We start from the raw sequence: 25227 nt of genomic DNA, 5'->3' as shown, positions 1-25227 counted from the left end.
GAAATATCAAAAATAAAAATTTCTCTTGCATTTTTTAAAAAATAGTGTATAATAGATGGGTATGCGTAAAGCATACTTGTGGGAGGTAAAAATCTCTAAATTACCGCCAAAACCACAAAGGAGGATTTAAAAATGGCTAAAAAAGTCGAAAAACTTGTAAAATTGCAAATCCCTGCTGGTAAAGCTACACCAGCTCCACCGGTTGGACCTGCTCTTGGTCAAGCTGGTATCAACATCATGGGATTCACAAAAGAGTTCAACGCTCGTACTGCTGACCAAGCTGGTATGATCATTCCAGTTGTTATCTCAGTATACGAAGACAAATCATTTACTTTCGTTACAAAAACACCACCAGCTGCTGTTCTTTTGAAAAAAGCTGCAGGTGTTGAAAAAGGATCAGGTACACCTAACAAAACTAAAGTTGCTACAGTTACTCGTGCACAAGTACAAGAAATTGCAGAAACTAAGATGCCAGATTTGAACGCTGCAAACATTGAGTCTGCAATGCGTATGATCGAAGGTACTGCTCGTTCTATGGGATTCACTGTTGTTGACTAATCAATAACATCCCTATATAACCCGCAAGACTTCATCATTTCGAGAAGTGACGTGGGAGATGAAAATCGATTGAACCACTTACAAGGAGAATAGAAAATGGCTAAAAAAAGCAAACAACTTCGTGCTGCTCTTGAGAAGATCGACAGCACAAAAGCATACAGCGTGGAAGAAGCTGTAGCTCTTGCAAAAGAAACTAACTTCGCAAAATTTGATGCAACTGTAGAAGTTGCTTATAACTTGAACATCGACGTTAAAAAAGCTGACCAACAAATCCGTGGAGCAATGGTATTGCCAAACGGTACTGGTAAAACAGCTCGCGTTCTTGTATTTGCACGTGGTGCAAAAGCTGAAGAAGCTAAAGCTGCTGGTGCAGACTTCGTTGGTGAAGACGACCTTGTTGCTAAAATCAACGACGGTTGGTTGGACTTCGACGTAGTTATCGCTACACCTGATATGATGGCTCTTGTTGGACGTCTTGGACGTGTCCTTGGACCACGTAACTTGATGCCAAACCCTAAAACTGGTACTGTAACAATGGATGTTGCTAAAGCAGTTGAAGAGTCTAAAGGTGGTAAAATCACTTACCGTGCAGACCGTGCAGGTATCGTACAAGCTATCATCGGTAAAGTTTCATTTGAAGCTGACAAGTTGGTTGAAAACTTCAAAGCATTCAACGAAACAATCCAAAAAGCTAAACCAGCTACTGCTAAAGGAACTTACGTAACAAGCTTGACAATCACAACTACTCAAGGTGTTGGTATCAAGGTTGACGTTAACTCACTTTAATTAGTAATAATTTAACATGAAAGGTTGAAGACAAGTTTGTCTCAACCTTTTTTCTATTAAAAAAATAAAAATACGTATAAACTTCCTAATCTATTTGATATTGTAAAGTATCTAGATAGAAAATTCAGAAAATTTGCTCTTTTCCCTTGAAAATTTTTGAAAAAATGGTATCATAGTAACAAGCTATTTTTAAGAGAAGAGAAAGGGGAACGATGGAGAAAATCATTTTAGACTCACCTAAGTCGGGATCGGATCTTGTTTTGGAAACACTTCGTGACTTAGGAATCGATACGATTTTTGGTTATCCTGGTGGAGCGGTACTTCCTTTATATGATGCTATTTATAATTTTAAGGGAATCCGCCATATTCTAGGTCGCCATGAGCAGGGCTGTCTTCACGAAGCTGAAGGTTATGCTAAGTCAACAGGAAAACTGGGTGTAGCAGTCGTCACAAGCGGACCAGGAGCTACAAATGCCATTACAGGGATCGCAGATGCTATGAGCGATAGTGTTCCCCTTTTAGTCTTTACTGGCCAAGTAGCACGTGCTGGAATTGGGAAAGATGCTTTTCAAGAAGCTGATATCGTTGGTATCACCATGCCAATCACTAAGTATAATTATCAGGTTCGAGAAACTGCGGATATTCCACGAATTATTACAGAGGCGGTACATATTGCGACCACAGGTCGTCCAGGGCCAGTCGTCATTGACCTTCCAAAAGATGTTTCTGCGCTTGAAACAGACTTTATTTACTCTCCAGAGATAGATTTACCAAGTTATCAGCCAACACTTGAGCCAAATGATATGCAAATCAAGAAAATCTTGAAGCAATTGTCTAAGGCTAAAAAGCCAGTCTTGCTAGCTGGGGGTGGTATTAGTTACGCTGAGGCTGCAGCAGAGTTAAATGAATTCGCAGAGCGTTATCAAATTCCTGTTGTGACAAGTCTTTTGGGACAGGGAACAATCGCAACTAGCCATCCACTATTTTTGGGAATGGGTGGAATGCACGGTTCCTTTGCAGCTAATATTGCCATGACTGAGGCTGATTTTATGATTTCTATTGGTTGTCGTTTTGATGACCGTTTGACTGGAAATCCAAAGACCTTTGCAAAGAATGCAAAAGTAGCGCATATTGATATCGATCCTGCAGAGATTGGTAAGATTATCGCAGTTGATATTCCGGTTGTTGGAGATGCGAAAAAAGCTTTGCAACAGTTACTAGCTGAGCCAATTGTTCGTAACAATACTGAAAAATGGATTGAAAAAGTTACCAAAGATAAGAACCGTGTTCGATCTTATGATAAGAAAGAACGTGTGGTTCAACCTCAAGCAGTTATTGAACGTATCGGTGAGTTGACTAAGGGTGATGCTATTGTTGTAACAGACGTTGGGCAACACCAAATGTGGACGGCTCAATACTATCCTTACCAAAACGAGCGTCAATTGGTTACGTCAGGTGGTTTAGGAACTATGGGATTCGGAGTCCCTGCAGCTATTGGTGCTAAGATTGCCAATCCAGATAAAGAAGTTGTTCTCTTTGTCGGAGATGGTGGTTTCCAGATGACCAATCAGGAATTAGCAATCTTAAATATTTATAAGATTCCAATCAAGGTCATCATGCTAAATAATCATTCACTTGGGATGGTCCGCCAGTGGCAAGAAGCCTTCTATGATGGTCGAACTTCAGAGTCGGTATTTGAAACCTTGCCAGACTTTCAATTGATGGCTCAAGCCTACGGGATTAAAAATTATAAGTTTGATAATCCTGAAACTCTTGAGAAGGATTTGGAAGTCATCATGGAAGATGTACCAATGTTTATTGAAGTAGACATTTCTCGTAAAGAACATGTTTTACCGATGGTACCAGCTGGTAAGAGTAATCATGAGATGTTGGGGGTGAAGTTTAATGCGTAGAATGTTAACAGCCAAACTTCAAAACCGTTCAGGTGTTCTCAATCGCTTCACAGGAGTCTTATCGAGACGTCAAGTCAATATCGAAAGCATTTCTGTTGGCGCAACGGAAAATCCTAATGTATCACGAATTACCATTATCATTGATGTTGCCTCACATGATGAAGTTGAGCAAATCATCAAACAACTTAATCGTCAGATTGATGTGATTCGCATTCGTGATATCACGGATCAGCCCCACTTAGAACGAGAAGTAATTCTTATAAAGGTTTCAGCGCCTGCTGAAAAACGTGCAGAAATTTTGGCTATTATCCAACCTTTCCGTGCAACAGTAGTCGATGTAGCTCCAAGTTCCATTACCATTCAGATGACTGGGAATGCTGAAAAGAGTGAAGCCTTAATTCGAGTGATTCGACCATATGGTATTAAGAATATCGCTCGTACGGGTGCAACTGGATTTACCCGCGATTAAAAATCCAACCTCAATTTGTTAAACTAGCCTAATAGGCAATAAAAATAGAAAAGAGAGAAAAAACTATGGCAGTTCAAATGGAATACGAAAAAGATGTAAAAGTAGCAGCACTTGACGGTAAAAAAATCGCCGTTATCGGTTATGGTTCACAAGGTCATGCTCACGCTCAAAACTTGCGTGATTCAGGTCGTGATGTGATCATCGGTGTACGCCCAGGTAAATCTTTTGACAAAGCAAAAGAAGATGGTTTTGATACATACACAGTAGCAGAAGCAACTAAGTTGGCTGATGTTATCATGATCTTGGCTCCAGACGAAATCCAACAAGAATTGTACGAAGCAGAAATTGCACCAAACTTGGAAGCTGGAAATGCAGTTGGTTTTGCACATGGTTTCAACATCCACTTCGAATTCATCAAAGTTCCTGCAGATGTTGATGTCTTCATGTGTGCTCCTAAAGGACCAGGACACTTGGTACGTCGTACTTACGAAGAAGGATTTGGTGTACCAGCTCTTTACGCAGTATACCAAGATGCAACAGGAAATGCGAAAAACATTGCTATGGACTGGTGTAAAGGTGTTGGAGCTGCTCGTGTAGGTCTTCTTGAAACAACTTACAAAGAAGAAACTGAAGAAGATTTGTTTGGTGAACAAGCTGTACTTTGTGGTGGTTTGACTGCCCTTATTGAAGCAGGTTTCGAAGTCTTGACAGAAGCAGGTTATGCTCCAGAATTGGCTTACTTTGAAGTTCTTCACGAAATGAAATTGATCGTTGACTTGATTTACGAAGGTGGATTCAAGAAAATGCGTCAATCAATTTCAAACACTGCTGAATATGGTGACTATGTTTCAGGACCACGTGTAATCACTGAACAAGTCAAAGAAAACATGAAAGCAGTTCTTGCGGACATCCAAAATGGTAAATTCGCTAACGACTTTGTAAATGACTACAAAGCTGGACGTCCAAAATTGACTGCCTACCGTGAACAAGCAGCTAACCTTGAAATTGAAAAAGTTGGTGCAGAATTGCGTAAAGCAATGCCATTTGTCGGTAAAAACGACGATGATGCATTCAAGATCTACAACTAATTTTTAAGAATATAAACAGAAGGCGAGTTGGGGGGAACCTAACTCGCTTTTTATCTTGAAAACTCATCTAGGAGGAGATTATGCTAAGTGCAAAAGATGTGGTGAAAGCCCACAAGGTTTTGAGTGGTGTAGTAGCCAATACGCCACTTGACTACGATCATTATTTATCCGAAAAATACGGAGCGAAAATTTATCTTAAAAAGGAAAATGCTCAACGTGTCCGTTCATTTAAAATTCGTGGGGCTTATTACGCTATTTCCCAATTGACAAAAGAGGAACGTGAACGTGGTGTAGTGTGTGCTTCAGCGGGAAATCACGCTCAAGGAGTTGCCTACACGTGTAATGAGATGAAGATTCCTGCAACAATCTTTATGCCAATTACGACACCTCAACAGAAAATTGGTCAGGTTCGTTTCTTTGGAGGAGATTTTGTTACGATCAAATTAGTAGGGGATACTTTTGATGCTTCAGCCAAGGCTGCTCAAGACTTTACTGTAGCTGAAAATCGTACTTTTATTGACCCCTTTGATGATCCCTATGTTCAAGCTGGTCAGGGTACGGTAGCCTATGAAATTTTAGAAGAAGCTCGTAAAGAATCTATTGAATTTGATACTGTCTTGGTACCTGTTGGAGGCGGAGGTCTCATTTCAGGTGTTTCTACTTATATTAAAGAAACAAATCCTCAGATTGAGGTCATTGGAGTAGAGGCTGAAGGTGCTCGTTCTATGAAGGCTGCCTTTGAAGCTGGAGGACCGGTTAAACTTAAAGAAATTGATAAATTTGCGGATGGAATTGCTGTGCAAAAGGTAGGACAGTTAACCTATGAAGCAACACGCAAACATGTAGAAACTCTTATCGGTGTAGATGAAGGCTTGATTTCTGAGACCTTAATTGATCTTTATTCTAAACAAGGTATCGTAGCAGAACCTGCGGGTGCCGCTAGTGTTGCAGCTCTAGAAGTATTATCCGATTATATTAAGGGCAAGACCATTTGTTGTATCATTTCTGGAGGGAATAATGACATCAACCGTATGCCAGAGATGGAAGAACGTGCCTTGATTTATGATGGTATCAAGCATTATTTTGTAGTGAATTTCCCACAACGTCCGGGAGCACTTCGAGAGTTTGTAAATGATATCTTAGGACCTCATGATGATATTACTCGTTTTGAATATATCAAACGAGCTAGCAAGGGAACTGGTCCAGTACTAATAGGGATTGCGCTGGCTGATAAACATGATTATGCGGGATTGATTCACCGTATGGAAAAATTCGACCCGTCTTATATTAACTTAAATGGGAATGAGACCCTATATAATATGCTTGTTTAATATGCTATGAAATTTTTATCATATTATTTGCCTAACCTATTTACTAGTGCTATAATGTAAGTGAAGAAAGGGGGAGATTCCCATGGTTTTAAAAGTTATACTTGTTCTAATTATTCTAATGCTTATTGTAGGAGCTATATTAATGAGCTCAATCTATGTTGTTCGCCAACAATCAGTAGCTATCATTGAACGATTTGGTAAGTATCAAAAATTGAGCAATAGTGGTATTCACCTAAGAGCACCATTTGGAATTGATAAAATTGCAGCTCGTGTACAACTGCGTCTCTTGCAAAGTGAAATCGTTGTGGAAACCAAGACTCAAGATAACGTATTTGTGACGATGAATGTTGCGACACAGTACCGAGTAAATGAACAAAATGTTACAGATGCTTACTATAAACTAATGAGACCTGAGGCTCAAATCAAATCTTATATTGAAGACGCATTGCGCTCATCAGTTCCTAAGTTAACTTTGGATGAATTGTTTGAGAAAAAGGATGAAATTGCATTAGAAGTTCAAAAACAAGTAGCGGAAGAAATGTCAACGTATGGGTACATTATCGTCAAAACGCTCATTACCAAAGTAGAGCCGGATGCGGAAGTCAAGCAATCGATGAATGAAATCAATGCTGCTCAACGTAAGAGAGTAGCAGCACAAGAATTGGCCGAAGCAGATAAAATTAAGATCGTAACAGCGGCCGAAGCAGAGGCAGAAAAGGATCGCCTACATGGTGTGGGGATCGCAGAGCAACGAAAAGCAATTGTTGATGGACTTGCTGATTCTATTAAAGAGTTAAAAGGAGCCAATGTTGAATTAACTGAAGAGCAAATCATGTCAATCTTGTTAACTAACCAGTATTTAGATACATTGAATAATTTTGCAGAAAAACAAGGTAATAATACAATTTTCTTACCAGCAAATCCTAACGGAGTTGAAGATATACGAACCCATATATTATCGGCTTTAAAAGCCAAGTAAACTAAATCTTAACGTCTTATTTGATTGGATATATGTTTTTTTATTGACAAATGCCTTAAAAACGTATACAATTAAATATCGTAAAGAATAAAATAGGAGAAAAACATGGCTAAGACTAACTTTGAAAAAGTAGAATCAGTTGTTAGCTGGGTTCGTGATAAGAAAATCACTGGTTATCGTATTTCTAAAGAAACGAATGCACGTGAAATGTCTATCATTGCTCTAGCTCAAGGACGTGCAAAAGTTAAAAATATTTCCTTTGAAACAGCCCTTGGATTAATTGATTTCTATGAAAAAAATCATGAAAAATTTGAAGATTAATCTTTGGATACTAGCAGACTCTAATTAGGGTCTGCTTTTATTTATGGAATGGAGAAATAGCCATGCTATGACCTGATCAACACATCTATTTGTTAGGATGAACTAGGTTGACAGGAGAGGAGTAATCTCACTCATGAAAATCAAATAAAAGATTAGGAATGTAGCTACAAGTAATACTTGCTCAGTAAACAGAAGAAGGGATAAAAGTGATTTTTAAAGTATATAAAAAGAGGTCGGGATAAAAAACTCCGACCTTGATTTTTATGTTCATAAGCCTTTGACTCAATGTTGATTGGGGATTGAATAGGAAAACAACTCTTGGTTTAAGAGGTTTATTCAACCGCTTTTGTCTTATCCTAAATAGCGTTGTAAAAATTCTCTTGTACGTTCCTCTTTAGGATTTGTAAATAAATCTTCAGGTTTACCTTCTTCTGCAATAACACCTTTGTCCATAAAGATGACACGGTGTGATACATCACGAGCAAATTCCATTTCGTGGGTTACAACGATCATTGTCAAGCCTTCTTGAGCTAGTTCTTGCATGATTTTTAGAACTTCACCGACCATTTCAGGGTCAAGGGCTGAAGTTGGCTCATCAAAGAGAATGGCATCAGGGTTCATAGAAAGTGCGCGAGCAATGGCGACACGTTGCTTTTGACCACCTGAAAGTTGCTTAGGTTTAGCTTGCCAGTAGCGCTCTCCCATTCCAACTTTTTCAAGGTTTTCTTTAGCAATTTTCTCTGCTTCTGATCGTTCACGTTTGAGAACGGTTGTCTGTGCAACAATCGTATTTTCAAGAACATTGAGATTTTCAAAGAGGTTAAAGGATTGGAAAACCATGCCTAGTTTTTCACGATAGTGAGTGAGATTATACCCTTTTTCAAGTACGTTTTCACCGTGATAAAGGATTTCACCTTCAGTTGGTGTTTCGAGAAGGTTGATAGAACGTAGGAAGGTTGATTTACCACTACCGGAACTACCGATGATAGAAATCACTTCTCCTTTGTGAATAGTGAGAGAGATGTCTTTTAAGACCTCGTTTTGCCCGTAGGATTTTTTGAGGTGTTTGATTTCAAGGATTGGTTGACTCATTATTTCAAATCCTCCGTTTGCATTTGGTTAGCACCTGTCGTGTAGGTATCCATATCCATACGTTTTTCGATGAAGCGGAGGATACGCGTTACTGTGAAGGTGAGGACAAAGTAGATAACTGCTATGATGGTAAAGGTTTGGAAGTACTGGTAGGTTTGTGTTGCTACTGTATTTCCTGAGAAGTAAAGTTCTACTACAGAGATAACGTTCAATACAGAAGTATCTTTGATGTTGATGACGAACTCATTACCAGTTGCTGGTAGAATATTTCGAACAACTTGAGGCAAAACAATCTTACGCATGGTCTGGTTATGAGTCATACCGAGTGCAGTTGCCGCTTCAAATTGTCCCTTATCAACAGACAAAATACCACCACGAACAATTTCAGTCATGTAGGCACCAGTGTTGATTGAAACGATAAAGATAGCAGCTAGCGTACGGTCTAGGTTGATCCCGAAAGCTTGGGCAGTTCCATAGTAGATAACCATAGATTGTACAATCATAGGTGTTCCACGGAAAATTTCAATATAGATATTGAGAATCCAACCGATTAGTTTTTGGATTCCAAAGATAAATTGGTTTTCAGATAGAGGTGCAGTACGGAAAACACCGATAGCAAGACCGATAGCGAGACCAACGATGGTACCGATAATTGAAATGAGAAGGGTAATACCAGCACCACGCAAGAGTTGTTGCCAGTTTTCAGTTAGAATTTTAGCAACTTGACCAAAGAAATTACTGTTGCTTTCTTCTGTCGTTGTAGATTCTGCTGGTTGCTCTTTGATCATACGATCCATGAGAGCAACTTGTTCATCTTTAGAAATGGTTTCAATACTGGCATTGATTTGTCTGATACGTTCGTCGTCTTTACGAAGACCGATAGCGATAGAGGTATCCTCTTCTCCAGTTTTAAAACCAGGTTCAGGCTGAATCATTTTGAACTTAGCGTTTGCTGATTCGGCAGTTAGGGCTTCAGGACGTTCAGAAACGTAGGCATCAATGACACCAGCTTCAAGAGCTTGACGCATTTGAGCAAAATCTCCCATGGCAGTTTCCTTCTGAGCGCCTGAGATTTGTGAAATCAAGTCGTAAAGGTAAACACCTTGTTGAGAAGTGATTTTTGCTCCGCTAAAGTCATCTAATGATTTGGCGTTAGCATAGGCAGAATCCTTTTTGACCAAAAGTACTGGTTCGCTAGTATAGTAGCTGCTTGAAAATGCAATTTCTTGTTTGCGTTCAGCAGTTGGGCTCATACCTGCAATGATCATATCAATCTTACCAGAAGTAAGGGCTGGAACAAGTCCTTCCCACTTGGTTTTAACAACCAAGGGCTCTTTACCTAGGTCCTTAGCAATCTTTTTAGCTATTTGGACGTCGTAACCATTAGCATATTGGTTAGTTCCATCAATTTTGACAGCGCCGTTACTGTCGTCATCTTGAGTCCAGTTAAAAGGTGCGTAGGCTGCCTCCATACCGATGCGTAAATATTCATCGGCTTGGACCTGGCTAACTAGTCCTAAAGTAAGGGCCAGGCTAGCAAGGATAGTTAAGCATAATTTTTTCATGATTTCTCCTATCTCTAGTCTAAAATTGCTTCTCTCTATTGTATCGAAAAAGCGGAACTTTTTCAATCTTAGTAAACCCTTACTTGTAAAAAAATGATATAATGAGAAAAAGGTCAAAAGAGGCTATATTATGAAAAAAAGATGGTTAATAGTATTTATATTTACTTGTCTGATAATTGTTCCAAAATTGGTTTTTGCCGTGGATTATAGCATTCCATCCTATAAAGGAGAACTGTATATTCATGCAGACAATACAGCGGAATTTAGGCAGAAGATAGTTTACCAGTTTGAGGAGGACTTTAAGGGCCAAATCGTGGGACTTGGACGTGCTGGCAAGATGCCTAGCGGATTTTATATTGATCCTCAGCCAAAGGTTGAGGCATCTAAAAATGGTCATAAAATCGAAAATCTTACTAGCGAAGTGACAGAAGAAACGAATGGTTATACTGTTAAAGTCTATAATCCAGGTCAGGAAGGGGATAGGGTCGAAGTGGAACTTACCTGGCAATTGAAAAATCTTCTTTTTTTATATGATGATATCGCTGAATTAAATTGGCAACCCTTAACAGATAGTTCAGAATCTATTGAAAAATTTGAGTTTCATGTGATGGGAGATAATGGGGCCGAAAAACTCTTTTTCCACACAGGGCAACTCTATAGAGAGGGAAGGATTGAACAGAGTGGTCATGACTATACGATTCGTTTAGACAATCTTCCGTCTAAGCGTGGAGTTGAGTTGCATGCCTACTGGCCTCGAACTGATTTTGCTAGCGCTACAGATCAGGGCTTAAAAGGGAATCGTTTAGAAGAGTTTAATAAGATAGAAGAGTCGATTGTTAGAGAAAAAGATCAGAGTAAACAACTCGTTACTTGGGTGTTTCCTTCAATACTTTCCATCTCCTTGTTATTGAGTATCTGCTTCTATTTTGTCTATAGAAGAAAAACCACTCCTTCCGTCAAATATGCCAAAAATCATCGTCTCTATGAACCACCGATGGAATTAGAGCCTATGGTTTTATCAGAGGCTGTCTACTCGACCTCCTTAGAGGAAGTGAGTCCTCTAACCAAAGGAGCAGGAAAATTCACCTTTGACCAACTTATTCAAGCTACCTTGTTAGATGTGATAGACCGTGGGAATATCTCTATTATTTCAGGAGGAGACGCAGTTGGCTTGAGGCTGGTAAAAGAAGATGGTTTATCAAGCTTTGAGAGGATCTGTCTAAATCTGGCCTTTTCAGGTAAAAAAGAAGTTGCTGTTTCCAATTTGTTTGCAGATTATAAGATTTCTGAGAATCTTTACCGTGGAGCGAAAGCTACTGATGAAAAACGGATTCAAACAAAAGGCCGTAAACTTAAATATTCTTTTGAAAGAGCATTGAAAGAGATGCAAGACGGGGTCAAGGACCGAGTCTATTTCTTGGGGCTTCCGGATTATTATCGCCCCTTGACTAGCGTGGAAAAGATCTTGCAAGTGAGCATGGGTGTTTCTACTATTTTCCCACTAATCATCGGATTTGGTTTGTTCTTGTACAGTTTGGACGTTCATGGCTATCTTTATCTCCCCTTGCCAATACTTGGCTTAATAGGTTTAGTTTTGGCTGCTTTCTACTATTGGAAGATTCGACTGGATAATCGTGATGGTGTTCTAAATGAAGCAGGTGCGGAAGTCTATTATCTCTGGACCAGTTTTGAAAATATGTTACGTGAGATTGCACAACTGGATCAAGTAGAATTAGAAAGTATTGTTGTTTGGAATCGTCTATTAGTTTATGCAACTTTGTTTGGATATGCTGACAAGGTTAGCCATTTGATGAAGGTTCACCAGATCCAAGTTGAAAATCCAGATATCAATCTCTATGTAGCCTATGGCTGGCATAGCATGTTTTATCATTCAACAGCGCAAATGAGCCATTATGCCAGTGTCGCAAATACGGCAAGTACTTACTCAGTATCTTCTAGTAGTGGAAGTTCTGGTGGTGGATTTTCTGGCGGCGGTGGTGGCGGCAGCATCGGTGCCTTTTAAAGAAAACTAAACACAGCTTATAAAAGTATGATATAATGGAGGATAGAAAAAGGAGTTATCTATGTATCTTATTGAAATTTTAAAATCTATCTTTTTTGGTATTGTTGAAGGAATCACGGAATGGTTGCCGATTTCAAGCACTGGTCACCTGATTTTAGCAGAAGAATTTATCCAGTATAAAGACCAGAGTGAAGCCTTCATGTCTATGTTTAACGTAGTTATTCAACTCGGAGCTATTTTAGCGGTTATGGTTATCTACTTTAACAAGCTTAATCCCTTCAAACCTGGTAAGGATAAAGTGGAAATCCGTAGAACTTGGCAGTTATGGTCCAAAGTTTTTGTAGCGACTCTTCCTCTTCTCCTTGTCTTTAAGTTCGATGACTGGTTTGATACTCATTTTCATAATATGGTGTCAGTGGCTATTATGTTGATTGTTTATGGGGTGGCCTTTATCTATCTTGAAAAACGCAACAAAGCGCAAGCGATTGAGCCAACAGTCACAGAGTTGGACAAATTACCTTATAAAACAGCCCTTTATATCGGTCTTTTCCAAGTGTTGGCTCTTTTACCAGGAACTAGCCGTTCAGGTGCCACTATCGTCGGTGGTTTGTTGAACGGTACTAGTCGTTCAGTGGTAACTGAGTTCACCTTCTATCTAGGAATTCCAGTTATGTTTGGAGCTAGTGCTTTGAAGATTTTTAAATTTATCAAAGCAGGAGAAGTGTTGAGTTTTGGTCAATTCTTCTTACTTCTAGTTGCTATGGTAGTAGCCTTTGCAGTCAGCATGGTTGCTATCCGTTTCTTAACTAGCTATGTGAAAAAACACGACTTTACGATGTTTGGTAAATACCGTATTGTCCTAGGTAGTGTATTACTACTTTATAGCTTTGTTCGATTATTTGTATAAGAAAAAGCCTTGAGGGAAGCTTCCTTCAAGGTTTTAAAATCCAGTCACAGTGACACCCAATAAGCGAACGTCTTTATCTTTATCTGTCAGAGATTCGTAAAGTTGGATAGCCATTTGTGAAATAGTTTCAGCATCTTGGATCTTTTGAGATAAGCTTTTCCGCTTAGTCATTGTAGAGAAGTCAGCATAGCGGATTTTTAAAATAATAATCTTTCCAGATTTTTCATGTTTTTGAAGACTCAGGGCAACTTTTTCCGAAAGGAGAGTTAGCTCTTTTTTGATATCCTCTTCTAGATTGAGAATTTTACTATAAGTTTTTTCTTTTCCAATAGACTTACGAATGCGATTGGATTTGACGGGAGAATTATCAATGCCACGAGCCTTGCGATACAAGTCAAAACCGAGTCGACCAAAACGATCAATGAGACTAATTTCAGAAATTTTTAAAAGATCAGCACCTGTAAATACCCCCATTTGATGCAATTTCTCAACTGTTTTCTTACCTACACCGTGGAATTTAGCGATATCCATTTGTTTGAGAAAATCTTCAGCTTCATCAGGGAGAATAACTGTCAGACCTCGAGGTTTTTGGTAATCGCTGGCTATTTTAGCTAAGAATTTATTATAAGACACACCAGCAGAAGCAGTCAGATGAAGTTCTTGCCAAATATCTTGTTGGATTAGTCGAGCGATTTTAACAGCGGACTTGATGCCGAGTTTGTTTTCAGTCACGTCTAGATAAGCTTCATCGATACTCATAGGCTCGATATTATCCGTATAACGTTTGAAAATAGCTCGAATCTGTTGACCGACAGCAGTATATTTGTCGTAGTTTCCAGAAATGAAAACTGCTTGAGGACAACGTTCATAGGCTTCTTTAGAACTCATGGCTGAGTGGATGCCAAATGCTCGTGCTTCATAGCTACAGGTAGAAACAACACCGCGACCACCAGTTTTTCTAGGGTCACTGCCAATCACAACTGGCTTCCCTTTAAGTTTGGGATTGTCTCGAATTTCAACAGCAGCAAAAAAGGCATCCATGTCAATATGGATGATTTTACGAGATAAATCATTCATTAGTGGAAAAATCAACATGGAGAAACCTCTCAGTGCTAGTTTGTTTAATTTTATTATACTCTTTTTCTGAAAAAATGAAAATCAAATAATCTCTTTCAAAAATATAATACAGTTTGTGATATATTTTGAACTGTATTAGAAAAGAAAGTGTTAAAAAAGTGAGTTTTTAGTTGTTGAAATCGTTTACTGTGTGTTATACTGAATACATGAATGTAACAGATGACTGTTACTAGAAAGAAAAAAGAGGAATTAACATGGTTGTTAAGACAGTTGTTGAAGCACAGGACATTTTTGACAAAGCCTGGGAAGGCTTTAAAGGTGTTGACTGGAAAGAAAAAGCAAGTGTATCACGCTTTGTACAAGCTAACTACACACCTTATGATGGAGATGAAAGCTTCCTTGCAGGACCAACAGAGCGTTCACTTCACATCAAAAAAATCGTAGAAGAAACTAAAGCACACTACGAAGAAACTCGTTTCCCAATGGACACTCGTCCAACTTCTATTGCTGATATTCCTGCTGGATTTATCGACAAAGAAAACGAATTGATTTATGGTATCCAAAACGATGAACTCTTCAAATTGAACTTCATGCCAAAAGGTGGTATCCGTATGGCTGAAACTACTTTGAAAGAAAATGGATACGAACCAGATCCAGCTGTTCACGAAATTTTCACTAAATACGTAACAACTGTTAACGATGGTATCTTCCGTGCTTACACTTCAAACATCCGTCGTGCTCGTCACGCTCACACTGTAACTGGTCTTCCAGATGCATACTCACGTGGACGTATCATCGGTGTTTATGCACGTCTTGCTCTTTACGGTGCAGACTACTTGATGCAAGAAAAAGTTAACGACTGGAACGCAATCGAAGAAATCGATGAAGAAACAATCCGTCTTCGTGAAGAAATCAACCTTCAATATCAAGCATTGCAACAAGTTGTACGCTTAGGTGACCTTTACGGAGTTGATGTTCGTAAACCAGCGATGAACGTTAAAGAAGCTATCCAATGGGTAAACATTGCCTTCATGGCTGTCTGCCGTGTTATCAACGGTGCGGCTACATCTCTTGGACGTGTGCCAATCGTATTGGACATCTTTGCAGAACGTGACCTTGCTCGTGGTACATTTACTGAATCAGAAATCCAAGAATTTGTTGATGATTTCGTTATGAAACTTCGTACAGTTAAATTTGCTCGTACAAAAGCTTACGACCAATTGTACTCAGGTGACCCAACCTTCATCACAACTTCAATGGCTGGTATGGGTAACGACGGTCGTCACCGTGTTACTAAGATGGACTACCGTTTCTTGAACACTCTTGACAACATCGGTAACTCTCCAGAACCAAACTTGACAGTTCTTTGGACTGACAAATTGCCATACAACTTCCGTCGCTACTGTATGCACATGAGCCACAAACACTCTTCAATCCAATACGAAGGTGTTACAACAATGGCTAAAGATGGATATGGTGAAATGAGCTGTATCTCATGTTGTGTATCTCCACTTGACCCAGAAAACGAAGAACAACGTCACAACATCCAGTACTTCGGTGCTCGCGTTAACGTTCTTAAAGCTCTTCTTACTGGTTTGAACGGTGGTTACGACGATGTTCATAAAGACTACAAAGTATTTGACATCGAACCAATCCGTGACGAAGTCCTTGAATTCGAATCAGTTAAAGCTAACTTTGAAAAATCTCTTGACTGGTTGACTGACACTTACGTAGATGCTTTGAACATCATCCACTACATGACTGATAAGTACAACTACGAAGCTGTTCAAATGGCCTTCTTGCCAACTAAACAACGTGCAAACATGGGATTCGGTATCTGTGGATTCGCTAACACTGTTGACACATTGTCAGCTATCAAATACGCTACAGTTAAACCAATCCGTGATGAAAATGGCTACATCTACGATTACGAAACAATCGGTGAATACCCACGTTGGGGTGAAGATGACCCACGTTCAAACGAATTGGCAGAATGGTTGATCGAAGCTTACACAACTCGTCTACGTAGCCACAAACTTTACAAAGACGCAGAAGCTACTGTATCACTTTTGACAATCACATCTAACGTTGCTTACTCTAAACAAACTGGTAACTCTCCAGTCCACAAAGGTGTATACCTCAACGAAGATGGTTCTGTGAACTTGTCTAAACTTGAATTCTTCTCACCAGGTGCTAACCCATCTAACAAAGCTAAAGGTGGATGGTTGCAAAACTTGAACTCACTTGCTAGCCTTGACTTTGGTTATGCAGCTGACGGTATCTCATTGACAACTCAAGTATCACCACGTGCTCTTGGTAAAACTCGTGACGAACAAGTTGATAACTTGGTAACAATCCTTGATGGTTACTTCGAAAACGGTGGACAACACGTTAACTTGAACGTTATGGACTTGAACGATGTTTACGAAAAGATCATGTCAGGTGAAGACGTAATCGTACGTATCTCAGGATACTGTGTAAATACTAAGTACCTCACTCCAGAACAAAAAACTGAATTGACACAACGTGTCTTCCACGAAGTTCTTTCAATGGATGATGCATTGCTATAAAATTCAGCAATACTAAAAACTAGCCAGTCTGATGACTGGCTTTTTTGATTTGAATAAATATCGTTATAAATTTACAGTTGGAAATTTATTTTCTAGACATAGGAATCCACTTCCTAAGGTCAACATTGTTAGGCTATCATTGCTGTTTATCATCAGTGAAGCTTGAAAACCAGCTCTTACTCGAAAAAAAGATAAGTAAAAGATATTTTCATATTTTATATCTTCAGTACCATAAATTTTTTAAAAAAATAATAGTCAAACTTGGTCAAACTTCTTGACTAAAACTGACCAAAGTGATATACTAAGAACATAAGGATAAGGAAAGTCCTTAGAAAACCTTGATTTTAAGATGATTGTATATACTATCTTAAGATCAAAGTATGGGTAAAACCTAGAAAAGAGGTACAACCTATGGTTAACATTAGTATTTTTAGAAGTCCAATCGAAAAACCTGTATTGGATAAAGAAAAACCTGAAATTATACGTAGAGTAGCAAATAGCTAGTCTAAATTTTTTGAAACAAAGGTCAGAGAAAGTCAAATTATTTTGACAAGTAAATTTGAAAACAAACGAGGTATGAAATATGAATAACAACTTTAATAACTTTAACAACATGGATGATTTATTTAACCAATTGATGGGTGGTATGCGTGGATATAGTTCAGAAAACCGTCGTTACTTGATTAACGGCCGTGAAGTAACACCTGAAGAATTCGCTATTTACCGTCAAACTGGTCAACTTCCAGGCGAAGGAAGTGAACAAGCTCAATATGTTCAAGGTAAAGCCATGAAACAAGACGGTATTCTTGCTAAACTTGGACGTAACTTAACTGCTGAAGCCCGTGAAGGTAAGTTAGATCCAGTTATTGGACGTAACAAGGAAATTCAAGAAACATCTGAAATCCTTTCTCGTCGTACAAAGAATAACCCAGTTCTTGTCGGGGATGCTGGTGTTGGTAAAACGGCAGTAGTTGAAGGTTTGGCTCAAGCTATCGTGAATGGTGATGTTCCAGCAGCAATCAAGAACAAAGAGATTATTTCTATTGATATTTCTGGACTTGAAGCTGGTACTCAATATCGTGGTAGCTTTGAAGAAAATATTCAAAACTTGGTAAAAGAAGTTAAAGAAGCTGGAAACATTATTCTCTTCTTCGACGAAATCCATCAAATCCTGGGTGCAGGTAGCACAGGGGATGGTCAAGGATCTAAAGGTCTTGCTGATATCTTGAAACCTGCTCTTTCACGTGGGGAATTAACAGTTATCGGTGCAACAACTCAAGATGAATACCGTAATACCATCTTGAAAAATGCAGCCCTTGCTCGTCGTTTCAATGAAGTGAAGGTCAATGCTCCATCTGCTGAAGATACCTTCAAGATTCTTCAAGGCATTCGAGATCTTTATCAACAACACCACAATGTTATTTTGCCAGATGAAGTCTTGAAAGCTGCCGTTGATTACTCTGTTCAATATATTCCACAACGTAGCTTACCGGATAAGGCTATTGACCTTGTGGATGTGACAGCTGCTCACTTGGCAGCACAACACCCAGTTACAGATGTACATGCAGTTGAGCACGAAATTCAAGCGGAAAAAACTAAACAAGAAGAAGCTGCCGTTAAAGAAGATTACGAAGCAGCTCTAAATGCAAAAGTCCGTATCGAAGAGCTTGAAAAGCAAATTGCTAATCATACAGAAGATCACAAGGTTACAGCTACTGTAAATGATGTAGCTGAGTCTGTCGAACGGATGACTGGAATCCCAGTATCACAAATGGGTGCAACCGATATCGAACGATTGAAAGATATGGGTCACCGTTTGCAAACCAAAGTTATTGGCCAAGACAAGGCTGTTGAAGCAGTAGCAAAAGCGATTCGTCGTAACCGTGCTGGTTTTGATGAAGGAAACCGTCCAATCGGTAGCTTCCTCTTTGTAGGTCCTACTGGTGTTGGTAAGACTGAGTTAGCTAAACAATTGGCTCTTGATATGTTTGGTACTAAAGATGCCATCATCCGTTTGGACATGTCAGAATATAGCGACCGTACAGCCGTATCTAAATTGATTGGTACAACTGCAGGTTATGTTGGTTACGATGATAACAACAATACCTTGACTGAACGTGTTCGTCGTAATCCATACTCAATCGTTCTTCTTGACGAGATTGAAAAGGCGGATCCTCAAGTCATCACCCTTCTCCTTCAAGTCTTGGATGATGGTCGTTTGACAGACGGTCAAGGTAATACTGTCAACTTCAAGAATACGGTGATTATCGCAACTTCAAACGCAGGCTTTGGTTACGAAGCTAACTTGACAGAAGATGCTGATAAACCAGAACTTATGGATCGTTTGAAACCTTACTTCCGTCCAGAATTCCTTAACCGTTTCAATGCTGTCATCGAATTCTCACACTTGAGCAAAGAAGATCTTTCTAAGATTGTAGACCTTATGTTGGTTGAAGTTAACAAGACGCTTTCTAAGAAAGACATTGACTTGGTAGTGAGCGAAGCTGCTAAAGAATACATGACTGAAGAAGGTTACGATGAAGTCATGGGTGTTCGTCCACTCCGTCGTGTGATTGAACAACAAATCCGTGACAAAGTCACAGACTTCCACTTGGATAACCTTGATGCTAAACACCTAGAAGCTGACATGGAAGATGGTGTTTTGGTCATTCGTGAAAAAGCCTAAATCAAGATTTTGAAAATAAAAAAAGGAACCAGTTCAAAAGCTGGTTTCTTTTTTATTATTAGATGACATGACGTTCAAAGGCATCGTCTGAGATTCCTTGTTGGAGAATCAATTTTGCCCATTCTTTAGCTGAAAATAGGCTATGATCCTTGTAGTTACCACAAGATTCAATGGTTGTTCCTGGGACATCTTCCCAAGTTGTTGTTTCAGCGATTTCTTTGAGTGAATCCTTGATGACAGCAGCGATTTCTGCGCTAGTATGACGTCCCCACATAATCATATGGAACCCTGTACGACAACCAAATGGTGAACAATCGATCATACCGTCGATGCGAGTACGGATTAGCTTAGCCAAGAGGTGCTCAATAGTATGAAGTCCAGCAGTAGGGATAGAGTCCTCATTTGGTTGAACCAAGCGAATATCAAAGTTAGAAATGATATCTCCCTTAGGACCTGTTTCTTCTCCGATTAAACGGACATACGGTGCTTTAACAATGGTGTGATCGAGTTCAAAACTTTCAACAATAACTTCTTTTGACATGGTATTTCCTTTCAATTTTCTCTTTTCATTATATCATAAAGATTTGTTTGAGAACTGTCAATAAAAGAACTTTTTCTCAGTTGGTTTTTAGAAAAGTTTCTCATAAAAATGTTTTTAAATCAATTTGAAAAATTCTGAAAATTGTATTGACACTTGGCTGAAAAGGGATTATAATGTATAAAAAGTTAAAAAGGAGTTTATTATGAAATTTTCAAAAGTAATGGCCCTAGCAGGGGTGACTCTGTTAGCGTCTGGTGTTTTGGCAGCTTGTTCAGGTTCAGGCTCTAGTGCAAAGGGTGAGAAAACTTTTTCTTATGTTTATGAAACAGATCCAGATAGTCTCAACTATCTGACAACTGGTAAGGCTGCGGTTGCTAATATCACAAGTAATGTCGTTGACGGTTTGATGGAGAATGACCGCTACGGTAACTTCGTGCCATCTTTGGCAGAAGATTGGTCAGTGTCTAAAGACGGGTTGACTTACACTTACACAATCCGTAAAGATGCTAAGTGGTACACTTCTGAAGGCGAAGAGTATGCACCAGTTAAAGCGCAAGACTTTGTAACAGGTCTTAAGTATGCTGCTGACAATAAGTCAGAAGCCCTTTATCTTGTTCAAGAATCTATTAAAGGTTTGGATGCTTATGTAAAAGGTGAAGTTAAAGACTTCTCAGAAGTTGGAATCAAGGCTGTAGATGATCAAACAGTTCAATACACTTTGAACAAACCAGAAAGCTTCTGGAACTCTAAGACAACCATGGGAATTCTTGCACCAGTCAATGAAGAATTCCTTACTTCTAAAGGAAGTGACTTTGCTAAAGCAACAGATCCAAGCAGTATTCTTTACAACGGTCCTTTCTTGTTGAAATCATTGGTAGCAAAATCTTCAGTAGAATTTGAAAAGAATCCAAACTACTGGGATAAGGACAATGTTCATATTGATAAAGTAAAACTTTCATTCTGGGATGGTCAAGACAATAACAAACTTGCAGAAACCTTTAAAGATGGTGGTTTCTCAATGGCCCTTCTCTTCCCAACAAGTGGAAGCTACTCTGAACTTGAAAAAGAGTTTAAGGATAACATCGTTTATACAACACAAGATTCTACAACTTTCTTAGTCGGTACGAATATTGACCGTCAGTCTTACAAATATACTTCTAAGACTACAGACGAGCAAAAGACTTCAACTAAGAAAGCTCTTCTTAACAAAGACTTCCGTCAAGCCATCGCCTTTGGTTTTGATAGAACAGCTTATGCTTCTCAAGTTAATGGAGCAAGTGGAGCAAGCAAACTCCTTCGTAACTTGTTCGTACCACCAACATTTGTTCAAGCAGATGGTAAAAACTTTGGTGACTTAGTTAAGGAAAAATTAGTGACCTATGGTGATGAGTGGAAAGATGTTAATCTAGAAGACGCTCAAGACGGTCTTTACAATCCTGAAAAAGCAAAAGCAGAGTTTGCTAAGGCTAAGACAGCTCTCCAAGCGGAGGGTGTTCAATTCCCAATCCACTTGGATATGCCAGTTGACCAAACCAATACTACAAAAGTTCAACGTGTTCAATCATTGAAACAATCGCTTGAAGCAACATTAGGAACTGACAATGTCGTTATTGATATCCAACAACTTCAAAAAGATGAAGTTCTCAATGTCACTTACTTTGCAGAATCAGCTGCTGGGGAAGATTGGGACCTTTCAGATAACGTTGGTTGGTCTCCGGACTACATCGACCCATCTACATACCTTGATATCATCAAACCATCAGTAGGTGAAAATACTAAGACTTACCTAGGATTTGATTCAGGTACAAATAACGCTGCCGCCAAACAAGTTGGTTTGGAAGATTACGAAAAGATGGTTGTTGAAGCTGGAAATGAAGACACTGACGTTTCAAAACGTTATGATAAATATGCTGCAGCCCAAGCTTGGTTGACAGATAGTGCATTGATTATTCCAACAACTTCTAAAACTGGACGTCCAATGTTGTCTAAGATGGTACCATTCACCCTTCCATTTGCATACTCAGGTAACAAGGGTATGAGTGAAGCCCTCTTGTACAAGTACCTTGAACTTCAAGATAAACCAGTAACTGCTGATGAATATCAAAAAGCTCAAGATAAATGGAAGAAAGAAAAAGAAGAATCTAATAAAAAAGCGCAAGAAGATCTTGCAAATCATGTCAAATAAGAAAAAAGAGGCCGGACAAAAAGTCTGGTCTTTTGATATCATTGCTGAGACATCAGTTTGATATTTTGGTTATTAGTTCAAGCACTGCATTGAAGTAGTAGAACAGACATTCTAAGTCACGCTCCAGTATTACATAAAAGTAAGATATCTTTTATCTATAATTTTAAACAGTTTTCCCGACTATTTAACTTGTGTTTGGGATAAGGTTGCGATTGAGATATTAACCTGTTCAGTTGTTTCTCTACATATTTTTAAAAAGTTTGACCTGGTAGAAATTAAGATTCCACCATAAAAAACTGCATACAAAAAACTGAGAATAAATCCTCAGTTTTTTATATTTTATTGCTGCCCTTGTGTATTTTGTGGGGCTGGATTTTGTTGTTGACTATTTGTAGTTGTGTTTGGTACTGAGGCATTTGGATTGGTAGCGCCATTCGTATTATCATTCGAAGAGCTTGGACTTTCAGTTGTTGAAGTTGTACTTGAACTTGAGCTCTCTGTTGTCGAACTTGCTTGAGTTGACTGTGGAATCCAGTTGTTACGAGCACCGTTCTTAAAGACGTATTCGCCGTTGCGATACAAACCTTCAGGCATTGTCCAATCACCAGGATGATCATCCTCTGACAGATATCCCATCATTGAGCGGTAGATATTTGCAGCGACTCTAAATCCATCTCCTACGATTGGAGTAAGACGGTTTGAGTAACCAGTCCAAACGGCCATTGAATACTTACGAGTATATCCTACGAACATTTCGTCTGGAGCAACATACCCAGTGTTCTTAATGTAGTTCTCAATTTCATTGTCTGTATAGTTTGAAGTACCAGTTTTCCCAGCTTGTGGAAGCCATGACATGTAGGCTCCACGACCAGTTCCGTATGTTAATACGGTTTTCATCATTTCTGTCATCATGTAGGCGGTTGTTTCCTTCATGGCGCGAGTACCTTGGTCTGAAAACTCTTTTGAACTGCCATCACTAAAGACAACTTTATTGATATACATTGGTTTGTGATAGATACCGCCGTTAGCAAAGGCAGCATAGGCAGCAGCCATTTTTTCACTACTTGCTCCGTACTGTTTATGAGATTCAACTGTATTACTTGAGATAGCATTTGCGTATACCATTGATGGGTAATCAATTCCTAAACCATTCAAGAAGGTCTTAGCATGGTCTAATCCAACTTTTTCAAGTGTTTTAACGGCTGGTACGTTACGAGATTGTTGAATTGCGTACTGGAGAGTGATATTTCCAAAGTAGGTTTTATCCCAGTTATAGACAGGAATGTCTGTTCCAGGATAGTTATAAGGGGCATCATTAATCGTTGCTGCAGTAGAGTCGAAGATTCCGTACTCAAGTGCAGGAGCGTAGTCTGTGATTGGTTTCATAGTAGAACCCCAGTCACGGTTTGTTTCGACGGCTTGGTTGATACCGAATGAAACATTACTTGATTGGTGTCTAGAACCAAGTTGAGCGATGACTTTACCATTTGTAACATCAACGATAGTAGAAGCAGCTTGAAGGTCATCATCTGGATAGTCAACGTATTCGTCTGTATTGTAAATATCCCAAAGGCGTTTTTGTACCTCTTGGTCGACGTTTGTATAGACTTCCATACCTGTTGTTAATAGATTATAACCTGTCTCTTGCTCTACTTGGTCAATAACTTCTTTAAGATAGTTATCCATGTACGGTGGATAGCTATTAACAGATTTTAGACTTTGAAGTCCATCTGTGATTGGGGTATTGATTGCTGTTTCATATTGCTCGGCTGTAAGGTAGCCTTGTTTTTGCATTTCTGACAAAACGAGGTTTCGTCTTTCAAGGGCTGCTTCAGGATGAGAATAGGGATCGTATTGGTTTGGAGCCTGTGGCATACCTGCTAAGAGTGCAAGTTGTGGGATGGACAAGTCTTTGAGGTCCTTACCATAATAGTTTTCCGCAGCTGTCTGCATACCATAGTTACCATTTGACATGTAGACCTTATTGACGTAATAGGTCAATATTTCTTGCTTAGTTGCAGTTCGCTCTAGCTGGATAGCCAACCAAGCCTCTTGAACTTTACGGGATAGGGTTTGATCAGCTGTTGATGTTGAGAAATAAGTCAGCTTAATCAACTGTTGGGTCAAGGTTGATCCCCCTTGAAGACCACCATTACTACTGAGGTTACGTAGGAAAGCTCCTGCTATTCGAATGCTATCAATTCCTCTGTGGTTAAAGAAGCGATGATCCTCGATAGAGACAATCGCATTGACAAGATCAGTAGGAATATCACTACTTTGAGCATTGACACGACGTTCAGCACCTAAATCTGCAATGAGTTCATTTTTGCTATCATAAATTTTACTTGATGTAGTTGCAACAAGTTTGCTTTCAGAGAGTTCAGGAGCCTTGTTTGCATAGTGAAGAAATACACCACCGCCAAGTAGGAAAGCTACGATAAATAAGCTAATCGTAACAATGCTGAGGTATTTAACGATGCGCAAGATAGTTTGTTTGTTCATATTGTTTTACCACCTAGTAAATGTTGTTTGACTGTATCAAGGTAAGGAATTTGTGGGAAAGCAGACTGCTCAATCACATAACCGAATTCTTTGATATAGTCAAGCGGCATTGACTTTTTCCCCATATCCTGATGATAAAAACGGATGAGGTCAAGTGCCGGCAATAAATACGTTTCTTGATAAGAAGAAAAATGAAGAAGGACAAAGCAAATCCCTTTTTGATCAAGGACTTGTTCCATATGCCGAATCTGATGAGGATGGAAGTTCTTCATCGGAATGGCATGTTTTTGCTTAGTTTCCTTAGCTTCGAAATCGATGTAAAACCCTTCATAAACTCCAGAATAATCGGTAGTCGATGCCTGTCTAAAATAAGCTTCAACAATCTTAGCCCGACTACGCTGCGGATAGTCTACGCGGACAATCTGAACAGGAGTTGGTTTCTTATGGATAACAGCTAAACCGTGTGTCAGATAATAATCGTTTGTAGCATTGATCATCTTTTCAAAGGTCATCCCACGATTTGCGAAATTTTTAGTTTGTGAGGTGACTTCTTGTTTTTTTTTCGATGAAAGTTTATGAGGATAGTTGACCATAATTCTCCTTATTGGTACAATAACATCACTCTATTATACCA

19 protein-coding genes are annotated in these 25227 nt (G+C 39.1%); 13 read left to right on the top strand and 6 right to left on the bottom strand.

Going from position 1 to position 25227, the window contains the following annotated elements:
* The first annotated feature begins 132 nt into the window (after positions 1-132).
* From rplK to M1R56_RS03695, 8 genes are all read left to right on the top strand, one after another.
* On the top strand, positions 133-558 hold the full coding sequence (rplK, locus tag M1R56_RS03730; protein ID WP_001085808.1) for a 50S ribosomal protein L11: 426 nt from the start codon (positions 133-135) through the stop codon (positions 556-558).
* A 96-nt stretch (positions 559-654) separates the two neighbouring features.
* Complete coding sequence (gene rplA / locus M1R56_RS03725) at positions 655-1344, top strand: 50S ribosomal protein L1 (protein WP_001085672.1); 690 nt, start codon at positions 655-657, stop codon at positions 1342-1344.
* Between the two features lie 212 nt (positions 1345-1556).
* Positions 1557-3257 carry an acetolactate synthase large subunit gene (locus M1R56_RS03720; protein WP_248034654.1) on the top strand — a complete coding sequence of 567 codons (1701 nt, stop codon included), beginning with the start codon at positions 1557-1559 and terminating at the stop codon, positions 3255-3257.
* Complete coding sequence (gene ilvN / locus M1R56_RS03715) at positions 3250-3726, top strand: acetolactate synthase small subunit (protein WP_001253809.1); 477 nt, start codon at positions 3250-3252, stop codon at positions 3724-3726. Before M1R56_RS03720 ends, ilvN begins: the two co-directional genes overlap by 8 nt.
* A 65-nt stretch (positions 3727-3791) precedes the next feature.
* Positions 3792-4814 (top strand): ketol-acid reductoisomerase, encoded by a 1023-nt coding sequence (gene ilvC / locus M1R56_RS03710; RefSeq protein WP_000290683.1) that lies wholly within the window; start codon positions 3792-3794, stop codon positions 4812-4814.
* Between the two features lie 80 nt (positions 4815-4894).
* A complete protein-coding gene (ilvA, locus tag M1R56_RS03705; protein ID WP_045763620.1) occupies positions 4895-6145 on the top strand; it encodes a threonine ammonia-lyase IlvA in 1251 nt (416 codons plus the stop codon).
* 82 nt (positions 6146-6227) lie between these two features.
* The gene (locus M1R56_RS03700; protein WP_000243418.1) at positions 6228-7124 is read left to right on the top strand and encodes an SPFH domain-containing protein; all 897 of its coding nucleotides are present in this window, start codon (positions 6228-6230) and stop codon (positions 7122-7124) included.
* A 105-nt stretch (positions 7125-7229) separates the two neighbouring features.
* On the top strand, positions 7230-7445 hold the full coding sequence (locus tag M1R56_RS03695; protein WP_001140700.1) for a hypothetical protein: 216 nt from the start codon (positions 7230-7232) through the stop codon (positions 7443-7445).
* Positions 7446-7796: 351 nt separating this feature from the next.
* Here the strand turns inward: M1R56_RS03695 and M1R56_RS03690 are convergent, their stop codons facing one another.
* Together M1R56_RS03690 and M1R56_RS03685 are read right to left on the bottom strand one after the other, a co-directional pair.
* On the bottom strand, positions 7797-8537 hold the full coding sequence (locus M1R56_RS03690; RefSeq protein WP_000081949.1) for an amino acid ABC transporter ATP-binding protein: 741 nt from the start codon (positions 8535-8537) through the stop codon (positions 7797-7799).
* Positions 8537-10102: an ABC transporter substrate-binding protein/permease gene (locus tag M1R56_RS03685; RefSeq protein ID WP_248034653.1), complete on the bottom strand. Its 1566-nt coding sequence runs from the start codon at positions 10100-10102 to the stop codon at positions 8537-8539. The genes M1R56_RS03690 and M1R56_RS03685 overlap by 1 nt, the downstream gene beginning before the upstream one ends.
* 130 nt (positions 10103-10232) lie before the next feature.
* Here M1R56_RS03685 and M1R56_RS03680 point away from each other — a divergent pair, with 130 nt between their 5' ends.
* Positions 10233-12125 carry a DUF2207 domain-containing protein gene (locus M1R56_RS03680; protein ID WP_248034652.1) on the top strand — a complete coding sequence of 631 codons (1893 nt, stop codon included), beginning with the start codon at positions 10233-10235 and terminating at the stop codon, positions 12123-12125.
* 61 nt (positions 12126-12186) lie between these two features.
* Entirely contained in the window at positions 12187-13032 is an 846-nt protein-coding gene (locus M1R56_RS03675; RefSeq protein WP_248034651.1) for an undecaprenyl-diphosphate phosphatase, read from the top strand.
* A 33-nt stretch (positions 13033-13065) separates the two neighbouring features.
* Here M1R56_RS03675 and dinB read toward each other — a convergent pair whose 3' ends face one another.
* Entirely contained in the window at positions 13066-14127 is a 1062-nt protein-coding gene (gene dinB / locus M1R56_RS03670) for a DNA polymerase IV (RefSeq protein ID WP_248034650.1), read from the bottom strand.
* Between the two features lie 236 nt (positions 14128-14363).
* Here dinB and pflB point away from each other — a divergent pair, with 236 nt between their 5' ends.
* Positions 14364-16679 carry a formate C-acetyltransferase gene (gene pflB / locus M1R56_RS03665; RefSeq protein ID WP_248034649.1) on the top strand — a complete coding sequence of 772 codons (2316 nt, stop codon included), beginning with the start codon at positions 14364-14366 and terminating at the stop codon, positions 16677-16679.
* A 583-nt stretch (positions 16680-17262) separates the two neighbouring features.
* On the top strand, positions 17263-19365 hold the full coding sequence (locus M1R56_RS03660) for an ATP-dependent Clp protease ATP-binding subunit (protein ID WP_248034648.1): 2103 nt from the start codon (positions 17263-17265) through the stop codon (positions 19363-19365).
* A 58-nt stretch (positions 19366-19423) separates the two neighbouring features.
* On the opposite strand, the gene M1R56_RS03655 is transcribed toward M1R56_RS03660, so the two are convergent.
* Positions 19424-19906, bottom strand: coding sequence for an S-ribosylhomocysteine lyase (locus M1R56_RS03655; RefSeq protein ID WP_006151868.1), 483 nt, complete (start codon positions 19904-19906; stop codon positions 19424-19426).
* Positions 19907-20108: 202 nt separating this feature from the next.
* On the opposite strand from M1R56_RS03655, the gene M1R56_RS03650 reads away from it, so the two are divergent.
* Positions 20109-22091 (top strand): peptide ABC transporter substrate-binding protein, encoded by a 1983-nt coding sequence (locus M1R56_RS03650; RefSeq protein WP_248034647.1) that lies wholly within the window; start codon positions 20109-20111, stop codon positions 22089-22091.
* 339 nt (positions 22092-22430) lie between these two features.
* On the opposite strand, the gene pbp1a is transcribed toward M1R56_RS03650, so the two are convergent.
* Positions 22431-24593 carry a penicillin-binding protein PBP1A gene (gene pbp1a / locus M1R56_RS03645; RefSeq protein WP_248034646.1) on the bottom strand — a complete coding sequence of 721 codons (2163 nt, stop codon included), beginning with the start codon at positions 24591-24593 and terminating at the stop codon, positions 22431-22433.
* Positions 24590-25186 carry a Holliday junction resolvase RecU gene (recU, locus tag M1R56_RS03640; RefSeq protein WP_248034645.1) on the bottom strand — a complete coding sequence of 199 codons (597 nt, stop codon included), beginning with the start codon at positions 25184-25186 and terminating at the stop codon, positions 24590-24592. The genes pbp1a and recU overlap by 4 nt, the downstream gene beginning before the upstream one ends.
* Between the last annotated feature and the right edge of the window lie 41 nt (positions 25187-25227).

Source organism: Streptococcus sp. oral taxon 431 (assembly GCF_023115445.1).
GTDB lineage: Bacteria > Bacillota > Bacilli > Lactobacillales > Streptococcaceae > Streptococcus.
Note: the sequence above shows the minus strand (reverse complement) of the source record. Positions and strands in the feature narration are given on the sequence as shown.

Excerpts from the sequence above, each read along its gene's own strand:
- rplK (WP_001085808.1), top strand. The coding sequence starts at position 133 with ATGGCTAAAAAAGTCGAAAAACTTGTAAAATTGCAAATCCCTGCTGGT.
- rplA (WP_001085672.1), top strand. The coding sequence starts at position 655 with ATGGCTAAAAAAAGCAAACAACTTCGTGCTGCTCTTGAGAAGATCGAC.
- M1R56_RS03720 (WP_248034654.1), top strand. The coding sequence starts at position 1,557 with ATGGAGAAAATCATTTTAGACTCACCTAAGTCGGGATCGGATCTTGTT.
- ilvN (WP_001253809.1), top strand. The coding sequence starts at position 3,250 with ATGCGTAGAATGTTAACAGCCAAACTTCAAAACCGTTCAGGTGTTCTC.
- ilvC (WP_000290683.1), top strand. The coding sequence starts at position 3,792 with ATGGCAGTTCAAATGGAATACGAAAAAGATGTAAAAGTAGCAGCACTT.
- ilvA (WP_045763620.1), top strand. The coding sequence starts at position 4,895 with ATGCTAAGTGCAAAAGATGTGGTGAAAGCCCACAAGGTTTTGAGTGGT.
- M1R56_RS03700 (WP_000243418.1), top strand. The coding sequence starts at position 6,228 with ATGGTTTTAAAAGTTATACTTGTTCTAATTATTCTAATGCTTATTGTA.
- M1R56_RS03695 (WP_001140700.1), top strand. The coding sequence starts at position 7,230 with ATGGCTAAGACTAACTTTGAAAAAGTAGAATCAGTTGTTAGCTGGGTT.
- M1R56_RS03690 (WP_000081949.1), bottom strand. The coding sequence starts at position 8,537 with ATGAGTCAACCAATCCTTGAAATCAAACACCTCAAAAAATCCTACGGG.
- M1R56_RS03685 (WP_248034653.1), bottom strand. The coding sequence starts at position 10,102 with ATGAAAAAATTATGCTTAACTATCCTTGCTAGCCTGGCCCTTACTTTA.
- M1R56_RS03680 (WP_248034652.1), top strand. The coding sequence starts at position 10,233 with ATGAAAAAAAGATGGTTAATAGTATTTATATTTACTTGTCTGATAATT.
- M1R56_RS03675 (WP_248034651.1), top strand. The coding sequence starts at position 12,187 with ATGTATCTTATTGAAATTTTAAAATCTATCTTTTTTGGTATTGTTGAA.
- dinB (WP_248034650.1), bottom strand. The coding sequence starts at position 14,127 with ATGTTGATTTTTCCACTAATGAATGATTTATCTCGTAAAATCATCCAT.
- pflB (WP_248034649.1), top strand. The coding sequence starts at position 14,364 with ATGGTTGTTAAGACAGTTGTTGAAGCACAGGACATTTTTGACAAAGCC.
- M1R56_RS03660 (WP_248034648.1), top strand. The coding sequence starts at position 17,263 with ATGAATAACAACTTTAATAACTTTAACAACATGGATGATTTATTTAAC.
- M1R56_RS03655 (WP_006151868.1), bottom strand. The coding sequence starts at position 19,906 with ATGTCAAAAGAAGTTATTGTTGAAAGTTTTGAACTCGATCACACCATT.
- M1R56_RS03650 (WP_248034647.1), top strand. The coding sequence starts at position 20,109 with ATGAAATTTTCAAAAGTAATGGCCCTAGCAGGGGTGACTCTGTTAGCG.
- pbp1a (WP_248034646.1), bottom strand. The coding sequence starts at position 24,593 with ATGAACAAACAAACTATCTTGCGCATCGTTAAATACCTCAGCATTGTT.
- recU (WP_248034645.1), bottom strand. The coding sequence starts at position 25,186 with ATGGTCAACTATCCTCATAAACTTTCATCGAAAAAAAAACAAGAAGTC.